Source organism: Flavobacterium sp. T50_26, assembly GCF_057652995.1.
The window spans coordinates 1-16,467 of record NZ_JBYFCC010000025.1; the positions used below are offsets into that span (position 1 = coordinate 1).

Consider the following 16,467-nt stretch of genomic DNA (forward strand, 5'->3'; position numbering starts at 1 on the left):
AAAAAATCATTTATCTTTGAATTATTAACGAAATACTCTATTAGCAAAAGTCCAATTTAGTTTGAAGATATACATTGACATGTAATTTTTCATAAATGTTTTGAATGTGTTTTCGAACCGTTCCGTTACTAATTTCTAATTGATGAGCCACTTCTTTGTTCATTTGCCCTTTGGCCAACAAATTCAGAATTTCGTTTTCTCTGGTTGTTAGGGTTTCGGTTAATTTATTTTGCGATTCCATTTTGGAAAAACTCGCCACCACTTTACGAGCAATGCTGCTACTCATCGGACTTCCGCCTTCAAACAATTCATCTAATGCTCCGATAATTTTTGCCGGTCCTTCAGTTTTAAGAATATAACCACTTGCTCCTGCTTCCAAACTTTGGAAAATTTTATCATCATCTTCAAAGGAAGTGCACATCAAAACAAATACTAGCGGACACGAAGTCTTCAGTTTATTGACACAAATAATTCCGCTTTCTCCGGGTAAATTAATATCCATCAAAACGGCATCCACATCCAAAGCGGGTAATTCTTTTAAAGCCAATTCGGCGTTTTCGAAACTTCCGGCTAATTCATACTGATCCGTGAATTGAATCATCATACCCAATGCTTCTCGCAAATCGCGGTCGTCTTCCACTATACCGATTCGTTTTTTCATAAGTAAAGAATTACTATGCAATATTAAAAATAGTAAAACTTTTTTGAAATACGTAAATGAGCGTAGAAAAAATCCCCTTCCGCAAACCACTGAACGAAAGGGGATAAACTACTAACTAAATTTCCAAATTTGAAAGTAGATGAAAAATAATTTATTTAAAGTAAATTAGTGCTTGATAATTTTCTTTACAACTGAAGTATGGGTATGATTGTTTTGTATTTTCATGAAATAAATTCCGTTTTGAAACGCACTTAAATCAATTTGAGATTTTTGTTTTTCCTTCACCATAAGTTTACCAGTCAAATCATAAATTTCGATAGAAAATTTCAAATTATTTATTCCGCTTATATCAATATTTCCGGATGTTGGATTGGGAGAAAAAGTCAAATTATCTAAACTAAAATCATCTACAGCGAGCGTTTCAATAGTAGTAGAAGCTATATTGGTTTCGATTGGGAAGTTAAAATCAAAATAGATATTTGCTTGATTAGTGAATGTATTTCCTACCACAAGATTGTTTCGCAACTTTATTTTATAAACTAAATACCCATCATTATTTTCATCCGCAAAAGGAAGATTAATGTTTTCGAAAATAAATTCGTAGTCGTTATTTTTTCTTCGGGTTTCAACGTTATAATTACTGTCTAAGGGTATTAATGAATTGACATCAAATTTGGTTGCGTCAATCGTGTTTTTTATCACTACATTGATTGCTTCGGCGGTGCCAATATTTTCAAATTGTATAAGGTAATGAACGTATTTTCCAATTTGGTTTGGACCAACACTATCACCTTCTAAACAAGCAATATCATTTGGATCCATTGAAGACTGAACTGTTTCTGATAAATTGAAAAAATTATCGTCATTATTATCATCAATTCCCAAACTATCATTTATTTCTGCATCAAAATTCAATTGATCATTTGCATCAAGTGGCGGCGTATCCTGTGGTGAATTCAAAAGAAATGTAACCAAAATTGTTCGTGTTTCTCCCGGAAGAAAATTACTAAAATCCCAAGAAATTGTTCCGTTTGCGACAGAAGTTTGAATTGGATTTGCCACTATTAAATTCATCACCTCATCTTGATAATTCAGCGTAACTTGGCCGGATTGAATTTGATTTCCTTTGTTTTTATAAATGATTTTGTATCGCACATCATAGCCTGGAATTCCGGGCGTGCCGATACTTCTTGGCAAACGCATATACACAATTTCTAAATCTTTGTGAATTCCGTTTGGCGTTAAACAAATTGATTGATTAAGTGGACTGGCATTTTCCGGAAAATCTGCTGTAAAAATTGTGGGTTGAAATGTAAAATAACTTGGGTTTTCCAAAACTGGCGAAACAGTATAAGAACCCGATTGCACCGGAATCAAAAAGTTGCCACCGACTTTACTGTAAAATGAACCCGTTGTTGAACCATTGAAAACATCAAATCTAAGATTGGGAAGATTTACATCGCCTGCATCACACCCATCCGTGTTTGTATCTAATTTGACATTTCCCTCAATCGTATAATACGTTCCTCCCGGCACGAAACTACAATAGGTGTTAATCACACAATTGGGATGTAAATTTTGAAGCGTAAGTAAGGTCGTTGGTGATAGTTCGTTTTCATCAATACACAAATACCTTAAATTAGGACTTGGAAAAATATCAATGTTTGAAGGCAGCCCGTTTTTAGCAAAAATAGTTTCGAGCTGATCGCCGCCTGTAGTTAATGTGGTTACTTTTGTGCCAAACAATTCGATTGTAGTTAAGAGTGTTTCAACACAATTCAACTCCATTAAATTAGGGCACTGTATTAAATTCAAATCGTTGAGTAAAGTATAAGAGCAATAAATTCTTAACAAGTCATTATTCGCATTAAAATTTATAGTTGTTAATGGATTATTATCTACAGACAATTCAATTAAATTAGATAGATTTGAAACGTCTAAAATAGCTATAGAATTGGTATGAAGATACAGTTGTTCCAGTAAAACATTGTTTGACAAATCAACCGAAGTTAATTGTTGACCAATTACAATTAATGTTTTAAGATTTTGAAAATACTCGATTCCTTCAATATTTTGAATGTTAGAAAATAGACCCGTAGCATTAAAATAGGAAATATTCATTGCTTCCGAAACTTGAATTTCACCATCACCATTGGTGTCTACAGAAGTTGGATTTCCATTTAAATCTTTAGCAATAGTTGATTGATTCTGTGCGTTCGCTGTAAGCAAAACTGTTTTAAAAGAAAAATCGGTAAAATTTATATTTTGAGCAGAAAATGAACAGCCCCAAAATAGTAGTAATAAAGTAATTTTTTTCATCATCGTGGTTTTAAATTTCTTGTTAGTGTTACATCTTTGAAAAAGTAAACATCAAAAAAAATCCACTTAAAAATAAGCGAATTTAGGAGAATTATATTTTAAAAAACAGTCGTGCCGAAGCAATTTCGCCTTTCATATTAATCGGTTTCGCTTCAAGTAAAATTTCATAATTTCCTTTTGGAATTTCAGAAATATTGTCCTCTGAATTATTTTGTAGATTGGAAAGAATCGAGATAAAATCAAACGTTTCGACCGGCATGAACATATCGCCCGGGAAAAACGGAATAGGATTTCGTTTGGTGGTGCCTACCACTTTTCCATCCTTCTTTACAATAGTGGTAAACACAAATTGCACTACCACTTTTTTGTCGCTGTTAATAGGAATAGAATTTCCTGTAAACGCAAATTGAATTGGGTATTTATTTTCTCTAAAATCGGCATATAAGTTAACTGCTTTATTGCTTTGAACGGTTAACTCTAATTTGGATTGTTCTTTTACTTTTAGTTCGCCTTGCACTAATTGTGCAAAAGAAATTGAGGTAAAACAGCATATAATTGCTGTAAGTATTCGTTTTTTCATTGTTGCTATTTTATGGGTTTTTTACTGTTTCAAAATATTCTTCAAACACCTTCGTAGGTCTTTTATCATGATACACGTAGGTTGCTTTGATATAGCCTAAATAATTATTGGTTTGACGATGGTGTGTATAACTTATTTGAAAAGTTCGTTTTGCTACATTATCAGTACTTGTTACAGTCATTTGATATTTGGTTCTTCCATCGCCATTGAAAGTTTGTTGAGCTGTTTTGTTGAACACATACAATGGCTTCACATCTCCACCAACTTTACTAAAAATAGTCGTTTTTTCATTCCAAACTACTTCAAATTTTGGCATATTAGAGACAGGATCGGTATTCCAAAACTTAATTTGAGCTTGCGTTGTTAATCCTAGTAAAAGGAAAAATATAAGGTATCTCATTTCTAGCTAATTTACCGGAACAATACTGTAAACAATTCCAAGGTTATATTTTGCTTTATTAAATCGCATATAGCCGGGTCGAGTAGGAATGTTATTTGTTCTTTTCACCTGTTCCAAAGTAACAGGAGGAACTTTAGCATCTTTTAAAAACACAATTGCTTCTTGTTTGCCTACAATTTCATCATTCACCGGTTTATATACTTTTAATTCATACACAATTTTGAAGTAAGCATTGTCCTCAAGTTCTTTCAATGTTTTATAACCGTATTTTGCCGGTTCAAATTGAAAGCGAACTTTAGTATTCATTAATGATTTGATGTTTCCGTTGCTCACTTTCATTCCACTGTTTCTTGGCACTTCAAAAACTCGTCCGTAGTTCCCAATATATTTGAATCCGGTAGGTTGAATTTGATCTTCGTTTCCTGTCGTTTTATTTTTCACAAACAAACGACACCAACCAATTCCGTGTACACTTTCAGTACCAACATTTATATTTTGATTGACCGTGTGTGCCGCAAACCAATCGAATTTGAAATCATACTTTACCAATTGAGGTAACGATTGAGCAAAAGAAGTTGAAATAGAAACTACTAAAAGTAGTATTGACAATTGAATTGTTTTCATGTTTATTTTAATTTTTGATTAATAATTTTTTGTGCTAAAGCGATGGCTTTTTTATCGTTATAGGATGCGTCCTCTGACAGGTTAACTAAAAGTGAAAAAGACAAACCTTTATAGAAAACTTTTAACTCTCGCGTGGGAACTCCGGCAAATTTTTGATTCACAAAAACAGCATAATCGCCCACATTGGACACTTCTTCTACACTAAAATTTTTCATGGCATTTTTGGCTATTGACTTGGCCATGTCGGTTTGTTCTTGGGTGGCTTTACCTTCTGAATTCATTTCTGTCGTTTTTTCGTTGATGCCTTGATTGGAAGCTTCGATTTCGGCTTCGGTTAGATTGTGGTACTTCTTTTTGAATCCGTCCAAAGTGCTATTTTCCACCCAACTCAACGTTACCTCATCATTTACCGGAACATCCATTTTTCGCCCCATCATTTCAATTTGTTGGGTTCGATTTGTTTTATCCCAAGAGTAAGAAATAGAGATTTTGTTATACTTTTTTTCGATTTCAGAATCCGGACTTTTTTTGGCTTCCGAAGAGGGATAACCACTTGTTTCGGCAGCCATTTCAAGGGTTAGCAATTCGTCAAGTTTTCCTTTGAAATCTTCTGCGATTAGTACGTTCTCTTCTATGACTTGATTGAGTTCTGTTTCCATGGACGAATTGTTTTCTTTCTTGTCTCCTTCGCAGGTAAAAGCGAGTAGAAAAAGACTTATGAGCGATAAAATCAATGTTTTCATGTTTAACTTAAATTAGGATTTTGTTACTTTAAAATACAATGAACAGTTACCGGTTCCGAAAATTGTTGCACCACTTACATTTGAACTAATGTTGATCAGTTCGTTTAGTTTGATTTGGTCTAATCGAAAAATTTCTTTCTTAAATCCAAAATTTAAGTTAGATGCACCCGTTCTTTTGGCTTTCATGTGCGAATAAATTTCAAGTTCATATTTAACACCATTGTTACTTAAATCTGAATTGTTCAGAACAAATTCTCTGTAAAATTCCGGTGAGTTTGAAAAGGCTTGTTTTTTTGAAAGAAGCTTATTTTCGTTATTTTCTGTTGTGTTAAAAAAATCAGACGATTTATTCCCAAAATTTTGTACTTGTTCTCTTCCTGAAGCAGTAACTTTAAAAAGTTTACAACCAAAAAATCCATAAATTTTGCCTTCTGAAGCATCAATTGAAACTGCACTCACCACATACTTAGTAGTTCCTGAATTAGAAGTAGAAGAGCTTGTTTGTGTCGTTGATTTGGGTAATTCTTTATTGTTTTTAATATTTTTTGTTCCATCCCAAATACCATCAGTCATTGAAGTATTCCAGCCCCATTTTCCTTTAAAACTATTGCCTTCAAAATTAAATTCAAAATGGCCGGTTTTCTTGGTGTTGTTATTATAGAATGTTCCCTTTAATTTTCTGGTTTGAGGAGTATAAGTAGCGTTAACAGTACCAATTCCTTTGTATGTTCCGGTCACTTTATTGCCAATTTGTTGCAAGATGAGATTGCCATCGGTGGTGTTCCATTTTCCACTCCAAACGTTTATTACATTTTTAATTGCCTCTTTTCCGGCTGTTTTGCTTGTGGCTTTCCAACTATGATCAGGATTGTTAGAGTATTTATTATCCGTTCCATATCCCCAATTTCCATTAAAAGAGGTAATCCCGTTATCAAAAAAGTGCTGTTTTCCGCTGGGTGAAAAGAATATAAATTTTCCTTCGGCAGCACCGTTATGAAATGTACCGATGATTTCTTTTCCGTTGTTGGCTGTGCTGCCGGTGATGGTTCCGTTATTTTTATAATCCCCATAAACCATTCCGCCATTTGGATATTCATTTCCTACTTCAAAAGTGAGATTGATGGTTCCAAAATTTGTACTGTAAACTCCATCAGACATTGACTGTGCACTATTTTGTAAGCCAATAAATAGTAGTAATACTGTAATAATTTTTCTCATTGTTTCAATTAATTTCATATTATTTTAAAATTTTATTTTTATCAATTCCGTAACTCAAAATGATTGGATTACTGATTTTTCCGTCTCCAGAAATAGGCTTCCAATTACTTGGACTTTCCACATCGGAAGCATCACCTCCTTTTCCTTTTATTGTATACTCGATGTTTTTTGAAGAAAGTTGAGAAATCGTAATTTGTCCTTCAAACGGCATCTCAGACGTGTCCAATACATTTGCATTGGTGTTCATAAAGAGAATTGTGGCGGATGGATTAACACCATCGTACTCATTGCTAAGTGAAAAATTTCCTGTCAATGGCAATGAAAAATTTTCTGGAATGTGATTTATTGTTATCATAAATGATTTTCCGTTTTCACCAATCAACTGCAAGGCAATGGCTAAACCGTTGTTGTCTTTATTAAAAATCGCTGTTGCTTGTAACTTTTCATCCGATTTTAAATAAACTTTATCAGCAACTTTATAATTAACAAATGCACCATTGTTTTCCATATCGGCTGCATCAGGCAAATCAACTTGCGTTCCGGTTTTACTTTCAATTGCTTTTTCCATCGAATTGGTTAGAGCATCTTGCGTACTTTCTTTCAATTTATTGCAGGAGATTAAACTCAATACAACTATAGAAAAGCAAAATTTTTTCATCTTTATAATTTTATAAATTCTACTCGTCTGTTTTGTGCTTTTTCAGCCGAATTGGCATTTTTATTAAGTGGCTGACTTTCTCCTTTTCCGTCTGTTTCTAATCGCGAACTTTCAATCCCGTAAAAACTGGATAAAGCGGTTTTAACAGCAACTGCTCTTTTTTGTGAAAGTGATAAATTGGCAGCATCGGCACCATCGCTATCGGTATGACCAATGATTTTTACTCGAACAGTTGGGTTTTCTTGAAGCGTTGTGGCAATTTCTTTTAACACAGTTCCGCTTTCAGGTTTAATGTTGTCGCTGTTTACGTCAAATAGAATTCCGTTGGTTACAAATCGACCTTCAGTAATGAGTTTATTTCGGGTATCAGCACCTGCAGCGGCAAAGCGAATATTGGTTAAATAAACTTCGCATTCACTAAAAAAACTTCTAAAAAAAGCAAAATCATAGGGTTTATTTTCTGAAAAAAACCGTGGCATATCAACCAATTTATCTTCATTTACATAAACCCGAAGTCTTCCTTTTTGTCTCCAAAGTGAAACTTTTACAAAATTGTTATCTTGTGAAGTATCCCATTGGGGCATTTTAATTTCGTTGTTGATTTCACTTCCGCTTGACGGAATAATTTGAACGCTGCACGTTGCTGCTCCCGGGTGCAAATAAATCACCGATATTCCTTTTGAAAAAAAACGTTCCAACATTAAATTATCTTGTTCGGTTGTAAAATTCAATCCAAAACCAGGATAGTTATTGGTTGGATCAGCATTGATTCCTACTTCAAATTCAAGTGTAAAATTCTCAGGAAGATTTTTAATGTTGTCCGGAATAAAAGCTCCATTTTTTGTCATCGAAAGCCATTTGCCTGATTGTCCGTCTACATTCACTATTTCTCCACTAGCATTGGTATTGAATTCTGCCGGAAAATCACCAACACTTAATCGTTCAAAATTGTCGAAATACAATTCTTTTTCACCTGCTTCAAAGTCAAATTTAGAATTTGATTTTACTGGTTTTTTTGATGAAGTAGATTTTGGATTGGATTCTTGATTTTCATCGGATGATTCTTCAGAACTATCTTCTTGCTGTTCTGTTTCTTCTTTCTTTTTCTTTTTGTCTTTTTTCTTGAACAAACCTGTAATTCCTTCCTCCACTTTATTTAAAGCTTTGTCAACGGTTTCATCACTTTTTTGTTCACCACGACCATAGGTTTTGTCTTTTGCGTTTTTAATTACGCGTTCTCCAACTGTTGTTTCTTGTGCGAAAGAAAATTGGATAAAAATCATAAAAGCTAACACGGTTAAAAGTTTTTTCATTTGTATAAAATTTTAATTTAACATTCATTCATTTTCCATTTAGTGTGAAGAATTAAAAAAGGTAAACATGCGAACAGAAAAAAAAATTATATAGCTTTGTTTACTTTCACAAAAAAGTTGCACTAATGATAAATGCCCCTAACTTGATTGATCAGTTAAAATGCGGTGATGAAAAAACCATTCGGAAAATTTATGAAGACAACAAAAATGGTTTTTTACTTTTTGCCAGCCGTTATGCTTTGGATAAAGAGGAATTGATTGATATTTATCAAGATGCTGTGATTGCTTTGATTGAAAATGCCAAAAAAGGTAAGATTGATGAGTTGAAAAGCAGTTTGACTACCTATTTATTTGGAATTGGAAAATTTATGATTTTTCAACGATTGAAGAAAAAAAACAAAACGATTCCGAGTGATGAAATAGAGCATTTTGAATTTGAGTATGATGACTATTCAGAAGATGAAATTAATATTCAACTTATTTCACTTCGTCAGAGTTTGAAAAAACTGGGAGAGCAATGTCAAAAAGTGTTGACGCTTTTTTATTATGAAGAAAAAAAACTAGATGAAATTCAGTCTCTTTTGGGTTATACGAATAAAGATGTTTTAAAAAGTCAAAAATCACGTTGTTTGAAGCAACTGAAAGACTTAACAAAAAAGTAAAGTAGAATGGAAAATGAAGAGTTAGTAAATAAGTATTTTGAGCAGCAACTTTCTGAAGAAGAAAAAGTTGTGTTTGAATCTTTATTGCAAAATGACAGTGAATTTGCGAAAGAAGTTGCCTATCAAAAAAACGTAAAAAAAGCAATCACTTTAAACGAAAGAGAAACGCTTAAACAAACGCTACAATCGTTTGAATCAAATAAAAAACAACCAAAAAAAACCTACCAATTCTGGTCTATTGCTGCTGTGTTTTTGTTGTTTTTTGGCGGATTGGCGTGGTTCCAATTTATGCAAGATTCACCTGAAAAATTGTATCAGGAATATTATCAATCGTATCCAAATGTAGTGGCTCCAACGGTTCGCGGCGACAACGACCGCAATCTAAAATCGGATGCATTTTATGAATATGACAGCGGAAATTATCAAAAATCACTTGAATTATTTTCAAAAATTTATGCCGATGAAGAGGTAGATTATGCTCTTTTTTATCAAGCCATGTCGTTAATGGAGTTGAATCGATACGATGAAGCTATTGCTACATTTGACCAATTTAAAACATCGGATAACAATGCCTTTTCCCCTTTTGTCAAATGGTATAAAGCATTATCATATCTCAAACTAAATGAGAAAGAAAAGGCGATTCAACTATTGAAAGAATTAGCTGAAGAAGAAAATCCGCAACAATCCAAAGCAAAAGAATTGCTAGATGCATTAGAATAATTTTTTTTACCGTAAAGATTTGTTTTATTTTGTTGTAAAAAATGTAGAGCTATATGAGTATTACCTTTATCATTCTAATTTGTTTTTTACCCATTTTATTATTTTTAAATTGGACTAAAAATTTTCGAGAAAAATATCCGGATACTTTTGGGTATATTATTTCCCTTGTCGGAACTTTTGTAGGCATTGTACTTGGGCTTTATTTTACTGATGTACAAGAACAAAAAGCAGATGAAGAGACTACTGTAAAAATTCTTCAAGCCGGTAAAGAAGAATTAGAATGGTTAAAGAAAAGATGTGATTTAATTGCAGAAACTGTAGACACGTTACCCAACCGAAAAAGAGATCAATTTTTAGAGCTTGATATGCCACCTTTTTTTTCAGAGACATTGCGTTCACAACTTTTAGTTGAAATACTTCAACCCACGAGTATTGAGCAATTCAATATCATTAAAGAAAATTTAGTTTTTGATATTAAAATGATGCGTACAGATTTTAAAAATAAAAAAATTGAAGAGATTAAAGAAGATAAGGCAGATTATAAAAAACAATTGAAGTTAACAATTGATATTATTGATAAAGAAATTGAACTGTTAGAAGGTGCCATCGATCAAGAAACTTTTGACAGTGTTGCTAAAAAAAACCTTCACCTTTTGATGAATTAAAATTTACTTTGCTTCCAATTTTGTATTGTTCGATTTCCATTTAAAAAACAGCAAAACTAGCAAGAAAATTATACCAATTACTCCCAAAAATTTCCACCAAAAATAATTGTTTACAATGGGCGAAACATCCCCATTTACTACAAATCCAGCCCAATAAAACGGGTGATTTTTCATTGGATTGTTTTCTATAAAATCACGTTTGGCATTGGCTAACGCTTCATCTTTAGATTGACCATCTTTTAAATTTTCATAAAAAGAAATCATAATTTCTGAGGTTTCTTTGTCTGGCACTTGCCAGAGGCTTACCACAGCACTTCTTGTTCCCGAAAAAGTTAAAGCTCTGGACAAACTCATAATTCCCTCACCATTCACTATCGTACCTGTTCCGGTATTACAAGCACTCAACACTACTAAATCTACGGGTAAACTTAATTTATAAAAATCTTTAAAATAAAGCGGTTCATCGTCTGTAAACAATAAATTTGATTGTTCAAAATTGGCATCATCTAAATTAGCATGCAATGCCAAATGATAAATGGTGTAATTATTAGCATTTTCTAAAAAGAATTTTTTTGTAGTTTCACTATTTTTATCACCGTCTGTTAACTCAGCTATTTGATTCACTTCGTTCTTAGAATGAATAATTGGTAACGTTCCTCTTTTTGAATTGGTATAATCAGCCGCCAAACACAAAGTTTTTTGATTAGCATTTTTTAATTCATAAATTCTACTCGCATACCACAGTGGCAGAGAAAAATTATAACTAATGGCACTTTCATCAATAAGACTTTCGCCTTTTGGGTTTACTAATGTTTCAAACGGAAGGTAATTAATAAAATTTTGAGGTATAATATTTATTCTTTCAAACTGAATGTTTTGACAAAACAATTTGTAAAGTTCTTGTGCAATTGGCGTATGATTCTGATTAGGCTTTTTTACAACGTCAAGGTATTGCTTCACTAATTTTTCGGTTTTTTCTAATGATTCTACTTTAACAATTGAAATTTTAGTTTTTTCAATAAGCAACCTATAAACATAATTATTTGTTGTGTAGAATTTCAAAACGCATTCATTTACATTAATTTCATCTTGAATATTTTGGATAGAAAAATCTTCTTTAATTGACGAGAAATTTTTCAAAGCAATTTTAATTTGCTTTTCAATATCATTTAGATTTGATTCAAGAATTTTAATTTGATCGGTTTTTTCAGAATCTGAAACAAAAACCAATTCATTTTCCAGCACTTCTTTTTTGATGGATAATTTTGCACGTTCATCAAAAAGCGACTTTATTTTGGGATTATTTTGAATGACTTGTTGTTGAAATTGATTAAATAATTGTTGCGATGCATTTTTCTCAATTATTTCTATGTATTCCCTTTGTTTTAAGGATTGCTTAGGATATTTCTCTATGGCAATATTTAAAAGAGCTTCTGCAATTTTATTAGAATAATTTGTTATGTAATAATCATAACCTTCGTGCTCATAAAACAACTGAAACATTTTAGCAGCTGAAAGTGCCAACGATTCCGCTTTTTCTAATAACTTTATATTTTTATTGTCCTTATAAGCAGCAAAATACAGATTAGATGCTGTAGCGAAGTTATTTATAAATACTCCGGAATTTAAATCTTTAAAATCCTCTTTATAAAGATTTTCTGTTTTTATTTTTTTGTTTAAAAAGTTCTCTGACAGCAATGGAAAAATTGAATCCAAAAGCGTAACTACCTCTTTATTCCTTTTTAATTCGGATAAATTTATAGCCTTCATCATTTTAAGCGAATAAAAATCAACACTTGTACTTTTTTGAGGAACTTTTTTTTCAATTAATGAAAAATAATAATTGCTTTTTTCATATTGCTCAAGATTTTGATTTGAGCGGGCCAATTTCGACAAAGCCAACATATGATAATTTGGAAAATCGTTTTGTTTAATGGCTAAATCATAAAAATCATTTGCTAACGCAAGTGATTTATTGTACTCTTTATAATCGAAATCAAATTTATCGATAAAGGTTGCAAAAGTGGAAAGCATAAAATTATTTTTATCTACTTCGCCGTGCTTTGGTTTCCAAGCAATAAACTCTTTCAACTTTTTGTAGGCATTGGCTGTATCATTTTTAATAAACAAGGTTTTAATTTCAAATCTTTTAAAAACGATTTCTTTAAAATCTTCGTCATTTTTATTTAAAAATGTAACTGTATCAAAATAGTTTATTTTGGCTTGTTTATATTTTTCGAACAAGTCCGGTAATTTATTAATGTTTTTTTGGTCTCCCATCAAATTATTATATACCGTCAAATAATCACTTGGATTTATAACATGCTTATATTTTTCAGCGATTAACAAGGCTTTTTCAGTATAATTATTGCTAATATCTGTTTTGTGAAGTATGTTATAACAATAAGCCAAATCTAAATTAGCGATTAAATATTCTTGAGGAATCTTCTTTAATTCTTCTGTGTATTCTGCATTGGCCTTCTCAAAAATAAAAGTAGCTTTTTGAATCTCTTTTATATTTAGTAATGCTTTGCCGTAGTTTACATACACTTTAGCTTGGGTTTCTTTTGTTATTTTTTTCCACTCTTTTGAGGTTAAAACACCTTCAGAAAATGTAGCAATATAGTCCCATTCTAAATCTTGATTGTTTAATGTTGAAGAAATGAATTTCTCAATGTCACTTATTGTTGTAATTCTATTTTTTACTAATTCCTCTTCAAATACATTTACATTTGAAGACTGTATCATTGATTTGGCATCAATGCTTACATCACTTTTTAATTGCTTTTGCTCTTTTTTCGAACAATTACATAATACTATCAGTAGAATTAGAAATAGACACCTCATTGTTAGGATAATTTAGTTTACATGAATCTGTTTAATCGTGAATAAGTTTAGAATAAAAATAATTAATTTTTTAGAATTATTAATGTTGCATATTCTACATTTTGAAGAACATTATTATTAGTGTAAAATTAATGAGTAAGTAAACATTTTAAAGAAATTTTCTAAAACAAAAAAACCTCCCATTTCTGAGAGGTTTTGTACCCGGAGTGGAAGTCGCAAATCCTAATTTTTCAAAAACAAAAATAGTCCTAAAAACCCCCGTAAACCCCTGTATTTAAGCCATAAGAAGAATTTTAACACAAAAAATAATTAGGATAAATTAGGTCAAATTCGAATAAATTAACTACTTTTCGGCAAATATTCGGCAAAATTTATAATATGAATTTGAAGTTTTTCACAGTAGAAGGCAAAAGTAAATACACAAGTATCCATGTGCGTTTTTGGGATAGTAAACGAATCGACCAAAAAACTAAAACTGGAATTAGTGTATCACCTGACGATTGGTCTTCTTCAAAGCAACGACTAAAACCTAAAGCCACAACTACCAATAAAGATTTTATAAACCATCAATTAGAACAAATCGAAAGATACGTAATTGATAAATATAATTTGGAATATAACTCAAAAAAATATATCTCACCAAAATGGTTAAAGGAGACTGTGGAAAACTTTTTTGGTAGGGTTACTGAAAATAATAATCACAAAGTTTATTTTGTCGATTGGGTAGAACTTTTTGTAAAAAATGCACATAAAAGAATTTACAACGGAAAACCAATAACGGAAAGGACTGTTAAAAACTACACAACCACGCTCAATAAATTAAAGGCATTTGAAGCAGTTCAAAATCAAAAATATCGATTTGAAGATATTGACTTGAACTTTCATCGGGATTTTGTTCATTACTGTTCAAGTATAGAAAAATTGAATAATAATTCGATTGGTTCTTTGATTACTCGTATAAAAACATTTTGTGGCAATATTGAAATGGATGGTTTGCCAATCAACCCAAAATACAAACACCGAGATTTTAATGCACCATCTAATGAAACAAAAGATATTTATTTGAATGAAGAGGAAATAAACAAGATTGCAAAACATGATTTTAGTGATTCAGAGTCTTTAGATAATGCAAGAGACTTGTTTATCATCGGTTTGCGAACCGGATTACGAGTTTCTGACTTTTTAAGAATAGGAAAAGAAAATGTAATTAATAACATGATTAATATTACTACACAGAAAACAAATCAAAATTTATACATTCCTATACACCCGCAGTTTCAAGAGGTTTTAAATAAAAGAAACGGAGAATTTCCGAGAGAAATTTCAGACCAAAAATTTAATCTGTATATAAAAACAGTTTGTGAAAAGGTAGGTCTAAAAGATATGGTGTATGGTGCAAAAATCAATAAAGATACAAACCGTAAAGAATTTAAAATTTACCCCAAGCACGAGTTAGTTACTTCGCATATATGTAGAAGATCCTTTGCAACTAATTTATTCTTGAGTGGATTTGATAATTCAACTATTATGAAAGCTACTGGCCATCAAACAGAAAAACAATTCCTAAAATACATCAAATCAACTCAACAAGAACACTTGCTAAAAATTAGTAAGTATTGGGAAAAAAACACTTAGATTATGGATTTTAAAGAAAAGCCCAAATATTCAGGAATAAAACAACTATTTATTACCGGCCCATGTAAAAAATATTTGCCTGAAAACTTAATTTTCAAAAACTTTTTAAATGATTTCGATTTAAATAGCCCTTCTAATGAAATGATAGAACATATGATTAAAAGTGGATTTTATGGAATACAAGAATGGGGGCATGAATATTTCCCAGATTTTACATTTGAAGACTACACTTTGGGCTGTGAAATATTTTATAATAATACTCCTTACTTATATAGTGATCTTTTTAAAAATGAGCTATTTGATTATCTTAAAGGTATTGTTGAAGATTTATACAATCGAAATTTTGAGAAGGATAAATTCTCAGTTGAATTATATCTAAAGGGGTGCATAAACACGGCAGAAGAATTGGACTTTTTAAAAAATTTACTTAAGGAATGCCATAGTGTAGATAGCGAGCATGCTGAAAATTTTCTTTCATACCTGACCTTGGGATCTGAGTGGTGGAAAGATTGGATCACAGCAAGTTTTTCAGAGGAAGATGAAATCTATCATTACTATTTTAAAACTACAGCTTTGGAAAACTTAAATAATTCAAAAATTATCGATAATTATCTTCCGATATGGTTAGAATTTTATCGAAGAGAAAAAATAATTCAATTTTGTAGATCGAAAATAGATGAACTACATAACAATGACAAATCAAAAAATATCAAAAATCCCCCTTCGTTATCTAGTTTACTATTTACAGATGATGGTGAAGATGTTTTTAACCATATTAATTCACATTATGTTGGAGAAAAAAACAAAGCTTTTTATAGTTATCTCTATTTTTATTTACAGTCTAAATCTAAGCTGGTAAACAAGTTTAAAAAAGATTCTGAAACCTACAGAACTTATGTAATGAAAAAAGAATTAATAGAAAATTTTTCAAGAATCATTACTTCTAATGCCTACAAACAGGAGCGGAAAACTGACATTTTTTTAATATTTGACAATTTAATGATATCTTATTCAGTTTATTCAGAAGAAAAACTGAATAAAAATGATTAAAATTACCTAATCGCTTTTAATCAAATTTGCTTATTCAATTTAAAAACATAAGCAATATGATTAAAAAATTCATTCAAATCGAAACTATTGATGCTCAACACTACAAAAGTGAAATCGTCAATGATGTCGTTAATGCACTTAAAAAATCAGGCATAAAAATTCCTGATAACAACGACGAAATCTTTCTCACTCGACAAGAAACTGCAGACCTACTATCTGTGTCCTTAGTCACACTATGGGACTGGACCCGGAAAGACATTCTTGCTGCCTATCGAATTGGAAACAAAATTAGGTATAAGAAGAGTGAAGTACTCTTGTCATTGACCAAAAGAAATCAGTTCTAAATTCTATTTCGGTAATTATTTGACCGGA

At 31.4% G+C, this 16,467-nt stretch carries 16 protein-coding genes; 6 read left to right on the forward strand and 10 right to left on the reverse strand.

Going from position 1 to position 16,467, the window contains the following annotated elements:
- Nucleotides 1-40 precede the first annotated feature (40 nt).
- From AC23MC_RS13695 to AC23MC_RS13735, 9 genes are all read right to left on the reverse strand, one after another.
- Nucleotides 41-661 carry a response regulator gene (locus AC23MC_RS13695; protein ID WP_487568946.1) on the reverse strand — a complete coding sequence of 207 codons (621 nt, stop codon included), beginning with the start codon at nucleotides 659-661 and terminating at the stop codon, nucleotides 41-43.
- A gap of 165 nt (nucleotides 662-826) precedes the next feature.
- A complete protein-coding gene (locus AC23MC_RS13700) occupies nucleotides 827-2,980 on the reverse strand; it encodes a T9SS type A sorting domain-containing protein (protein ID WP_487568945.1) in 2,154 nt (717 codons plus the stop codon).
- A 91-nt stretch (nucleotides 2,981-3,071) separates the two neighbouring features.
- The gene (locus AC23MC_RS13705) at nucleotides 3,072-3,560 is read right to left on the reverse strand and encodes a hypothetical protein (RefSeq protein ID WP_487568944.1); all 489 of its coding nucleotides are present in this window, start codon (nucleotides 3,558-3,560) and stop codon (nucleotides 3,072-3,074) included.
- Nucleotides 3,561-3,570: 10 nt separating this feature from the next.
- Entirely contained in the window at nucleotides 3,571-3,960 is a 390-nt protein-coding gene (locus AC23MC_RS13710; protein ID WP_487568943.1) for a hypothetical protein, read from the reverse strand.
- A gap of 6 nt (nucleotides 3,961-3,966) precedes the next feature.
- Nucleotides 3,967-4,584 (reverse strand): hypothetical protein, encoded by a 618-nt coding sequence (locus tag AC23MC_RS13715; RefSeq protein ID WP_487568942.1) that lies wholly within the window; start codon nucleotides 4,582-4,584, stop codon nucleotides 3,967-3,969.
- Nucleotides 4,585-4,586: 2 nt separating this feature from the next.
- On the reverse strand, nucleotides 4,587-5,327 hold the full coding sequence (locus AC23MC_RS13720; protein WP_487568941.1) for a hypothetical protein: 741 nt from the start codon (nucleotides 5,325-5,327) through the stop codon (nucleotides 4,587-4,589).
- Between the two features lie 12 nt (nucleotides 5,328-5,339).
- The gene (locus AC23MC_RS13725) at nucleotides 5,340-6,563 is read right to left on the reverse strand and encodes a hypothetical protein (protein ID WP_487570648.1); all 1,224 of its coding nucleotides are present in this window, start codon (nucleotides 6,561-6,563) and stop codon (nucleotides 5,340-5,342) included.
- A 1-nt stretch (nucleotide 6,564) separates the two neighbouring features.
- Complete coding sequence (locus AC23MC_RS13730; RefSeq protein WP_487568939.1) at nucleotides 6,565-7,203, reverse strand: hypothetical protein; 639 nt, start codon at nucleotides 7,201-7,203, stop codon at nucleotides 6,565-6,567.
- Between the two features lie 2 nt (nucleotides 7,204-7,205).
- The gene (locus AC23MC_RS13735; protein WP_487568938.1) at nucleotides 7,206-8,516 is read right to left on the reverse strand and encodes an OmpA family protein; all 1,311 of its coding nucleotides are present in this window, start codon (nucleotides 8,514-8,516) and stop codon (nucleotides 7,206-7,208) included.
- 125 nt (nucleotides 8,517-8,641) lie between these two features.
- On the opposite strand from AC23MC_RS13735, the gene AC23MC_RS13740 reads away from it, so the two are divergent.
- Genes AC23MC_RS13740 through AC23MC_RS13750 form a run of 3 tightly spaced genes read left to right on the forward strand, consistent with a single transcriptional unit; the run spans nucleotide 8,642 to nucleotide 10,563 of the window.
- Entirely contained in the window at nucleotides 8,642-9,178 is a 537-nt protein-coding gene (locus AC23MC_RS13740; RefSeq protein ID WP_487568937.1) for an RNA polymerase sigma factor, read from the forward strand.
- A gap of 6 nt (nucleotides 9,179-9,184) precedes the next feature.
- Nucleotides 9,185-9,898, forward strand: coding sequence for a tetratricopeptide repeat protein (locus AC23MC_RS13745; RefSeq protein WP_487568936.1), 714 nt, complete (start codon nucleotides 9,185-9,187; stop codon nucleotides 9,896-9,898).
- Nucleotides 9,899-9,951: 53 nt separating this feature from the next.
- Entirely contained in the window at nucleotides 9,952-10,563 is a 612-nt protein-coding gene (locus AC23MC_RS13750; protein WP_487568935.1) for a hypothetical protein, read from the forward strand.
- A gap of 3 nt (nucleotides 10,564-10,566) precedes the next feature.
- On the opposite strand, the gene AC23MC_RS13755 is transcribed toward AC23MC_RS13750, so the two are convergent.
- Nucleotides 10,567-13,311 carry a CHAT domain-containing protein gene (locus tag AC23MC_RS13755; protein WP_487568934.1) on the reverse strand — a complete coding sequence of 915 codons (2,745 nt, stop codon included), beginning with the start codon at nucleotides 13,309-13,311 and terminating at the stop codon, nucleotides 10,567-10,569.
- Between the two features lie 477 nt (nucleotides 13,312-13,788).
- Between AC23MC_RS13755 and AC23MC_RS13760 the strand changes: the two genes are divergently transcribed.
- From AC23MC_RS13760 to AC23MC_RS13770, 3 genes are read left to right on the forward strand one after another with little or no spacing between them, the layout of a single operon-like run.
- Nucleotides 13,789-15,045 carry a tyrosine-type recombinase/integrase gene (locus AC23MC_RS13760; RefSeq protein WP_487568933.1) on the forward strand — a complete coding sequence of 419 codons (1,257 nt, stop codon included), beginning with the start codon at nucleotides 13,789-13,791 and terminating at the stop codon, nucleotides 15,043-15,045.
- A gap of 3 nt (nucleotides 15,046-15,048) precedes the next feature.
- Nucleotides 15,049-16,095 carry a hypothetical protein gene (locus tag AC23MC_RS13765; protein WP_487568932.1) on the forward strand — a complete coding sequence of 349 codons (1,047 nt, stop codon included), beginning with the start codon at nucleotides 15,049-15,051 and terminating at the stop codon, nucleotides 16,093-16,095.
- A 56-nt stretch (nucleotides 16,096-16,151) separates the two neighbouring features.
- Complete coding sequence (locus AC23MC_RS13770) at nucleotides 16,152-16,439, forward strand: helix-turn-helix domain-containing protein (protein WP_487568931.1); 288 nt, start codon at nucleotides 16,152-16,154, stop codon at nucleotides 16,437-16,439.
- Nucleotides 16,440-16,467: the final 28 nt, after the last annotated feature.

Excerpts from the sequence above, each read along its gene's own strand:
- AC23MC_RS13725 (WP_487570648.1), bottom strand. The coding sequence starts at position 6,563 with ATGAAATTAATTGAAACAATGAGAAAAATTATTACAGTATTACTACTA.
- AC23MC_RS13770 (WP_487568931.1), top strand. The coding sequence starts at position 16,152 with ATGATTAAAAAATTCATTCAAATCGAAACTATTGATGCTCAACACTAC.
- AC23MC_RS13730 (WP_487568939.1), bottom strand. The coding sequence starts at position 7,203 with ATGAAAAAATTTTGCTTTTCTATAGTTGTATTGAGTTTAATCTCCTGC.
- AC23MC_RS13740 (WP_487568937.1), top strand. The coding sequence starts at position 8,642 with ATGATAAATGCCCCTAACTTGATTGATCAGTTAAAATGCGGTGATGAA.
- AC23MC_RS13755 (WP_487568934.1), bottom strand. The coding sequence starts at position 13,311 with ATGATACAGTCTTCAAATGTAAATGTATTTGAAGAGGAATTAGTAAAA.
- AC23MC_RS13710 (WP_487568943.1), bottom strand. The coding sequence starts at position 3,960 with ATGAGATACCTTATATTTTTCCTTTTACTAGGATTAACAACGCAAGCT.
- AC23MC_RS13750 (WP_487568935.1), top strand. The coding sequence starts at position 9,952 with ATGAGTATTACCTTTATCATTCTAATTTGTTTTTTACCCATTTTATTA.
- AC23MC_RS13720 (WP_487568941.1), bottom strand. The coding sequence starts at position 5,327 with ATGAAAACATTGATTTTATCGCTCATAAGTCTTTTTCTACTCGCTTTT.
- AC23MC_RS13700 (WP_487568945.1), bottom strand. The coding sequence starts at position 2,980 with ATGAAAAAAATTACTTTATTACTACTATTTTGGGGCTGTTCATTTTCT.
- AC23MC_RS13715 (WP_487568942.1), bottom strand. The coding sequence starts at position 4,584 with ATGAAAACAATTCAATTGTCAATACTACTTTTAGTAGTTTCTATTTCA.
- AC23MC_RS13695 (WP_487568946.1), bottom strand. The coding sequence starts at position 661 with ATGAAAAAACGAATCGGTATAGTGGAAGACGACCGCGATTTGCGAGAA.
- AC23MC_RS13735 (WP_487568938.1), bottom strand. The coding sequence starts at position 8,516 with ATGAAAAAACTTTTAACCGTGTTAGCTTTTATGATTTTTATCCAATTT.
- AC23MC_RS13760 (WP_487568933.1), top strand. The coding sequence starts at position 13,789 with ATGAATTTGAAGTTTTTCACAGTAGAAGGCAAAAGTAAATACACAAGT.
- AC23MC_RS13745 (WP_487568936.1), top strand. The coding sequence starts at position 9,185 with ATGGAAAATGAAGAGTTAGTAAATAAGTATTTTGAGCAGCAACTTTCT.
- AC23MC_RS13765 (WP_487568932.1), top strand. The coding sequence starts at position 15,049 with ATGGATTTTAAAGAAAAGCCCAAATATTCAGGAATAAAACAACTATTT.
- AC23MC_RS13705 (WP_487568944.1), bottom strand. The coding sequence starts at position 3,560 with ATGAAAAAACGAATACTTACAGCAATTATATGCTGTTTTACCTCAATT.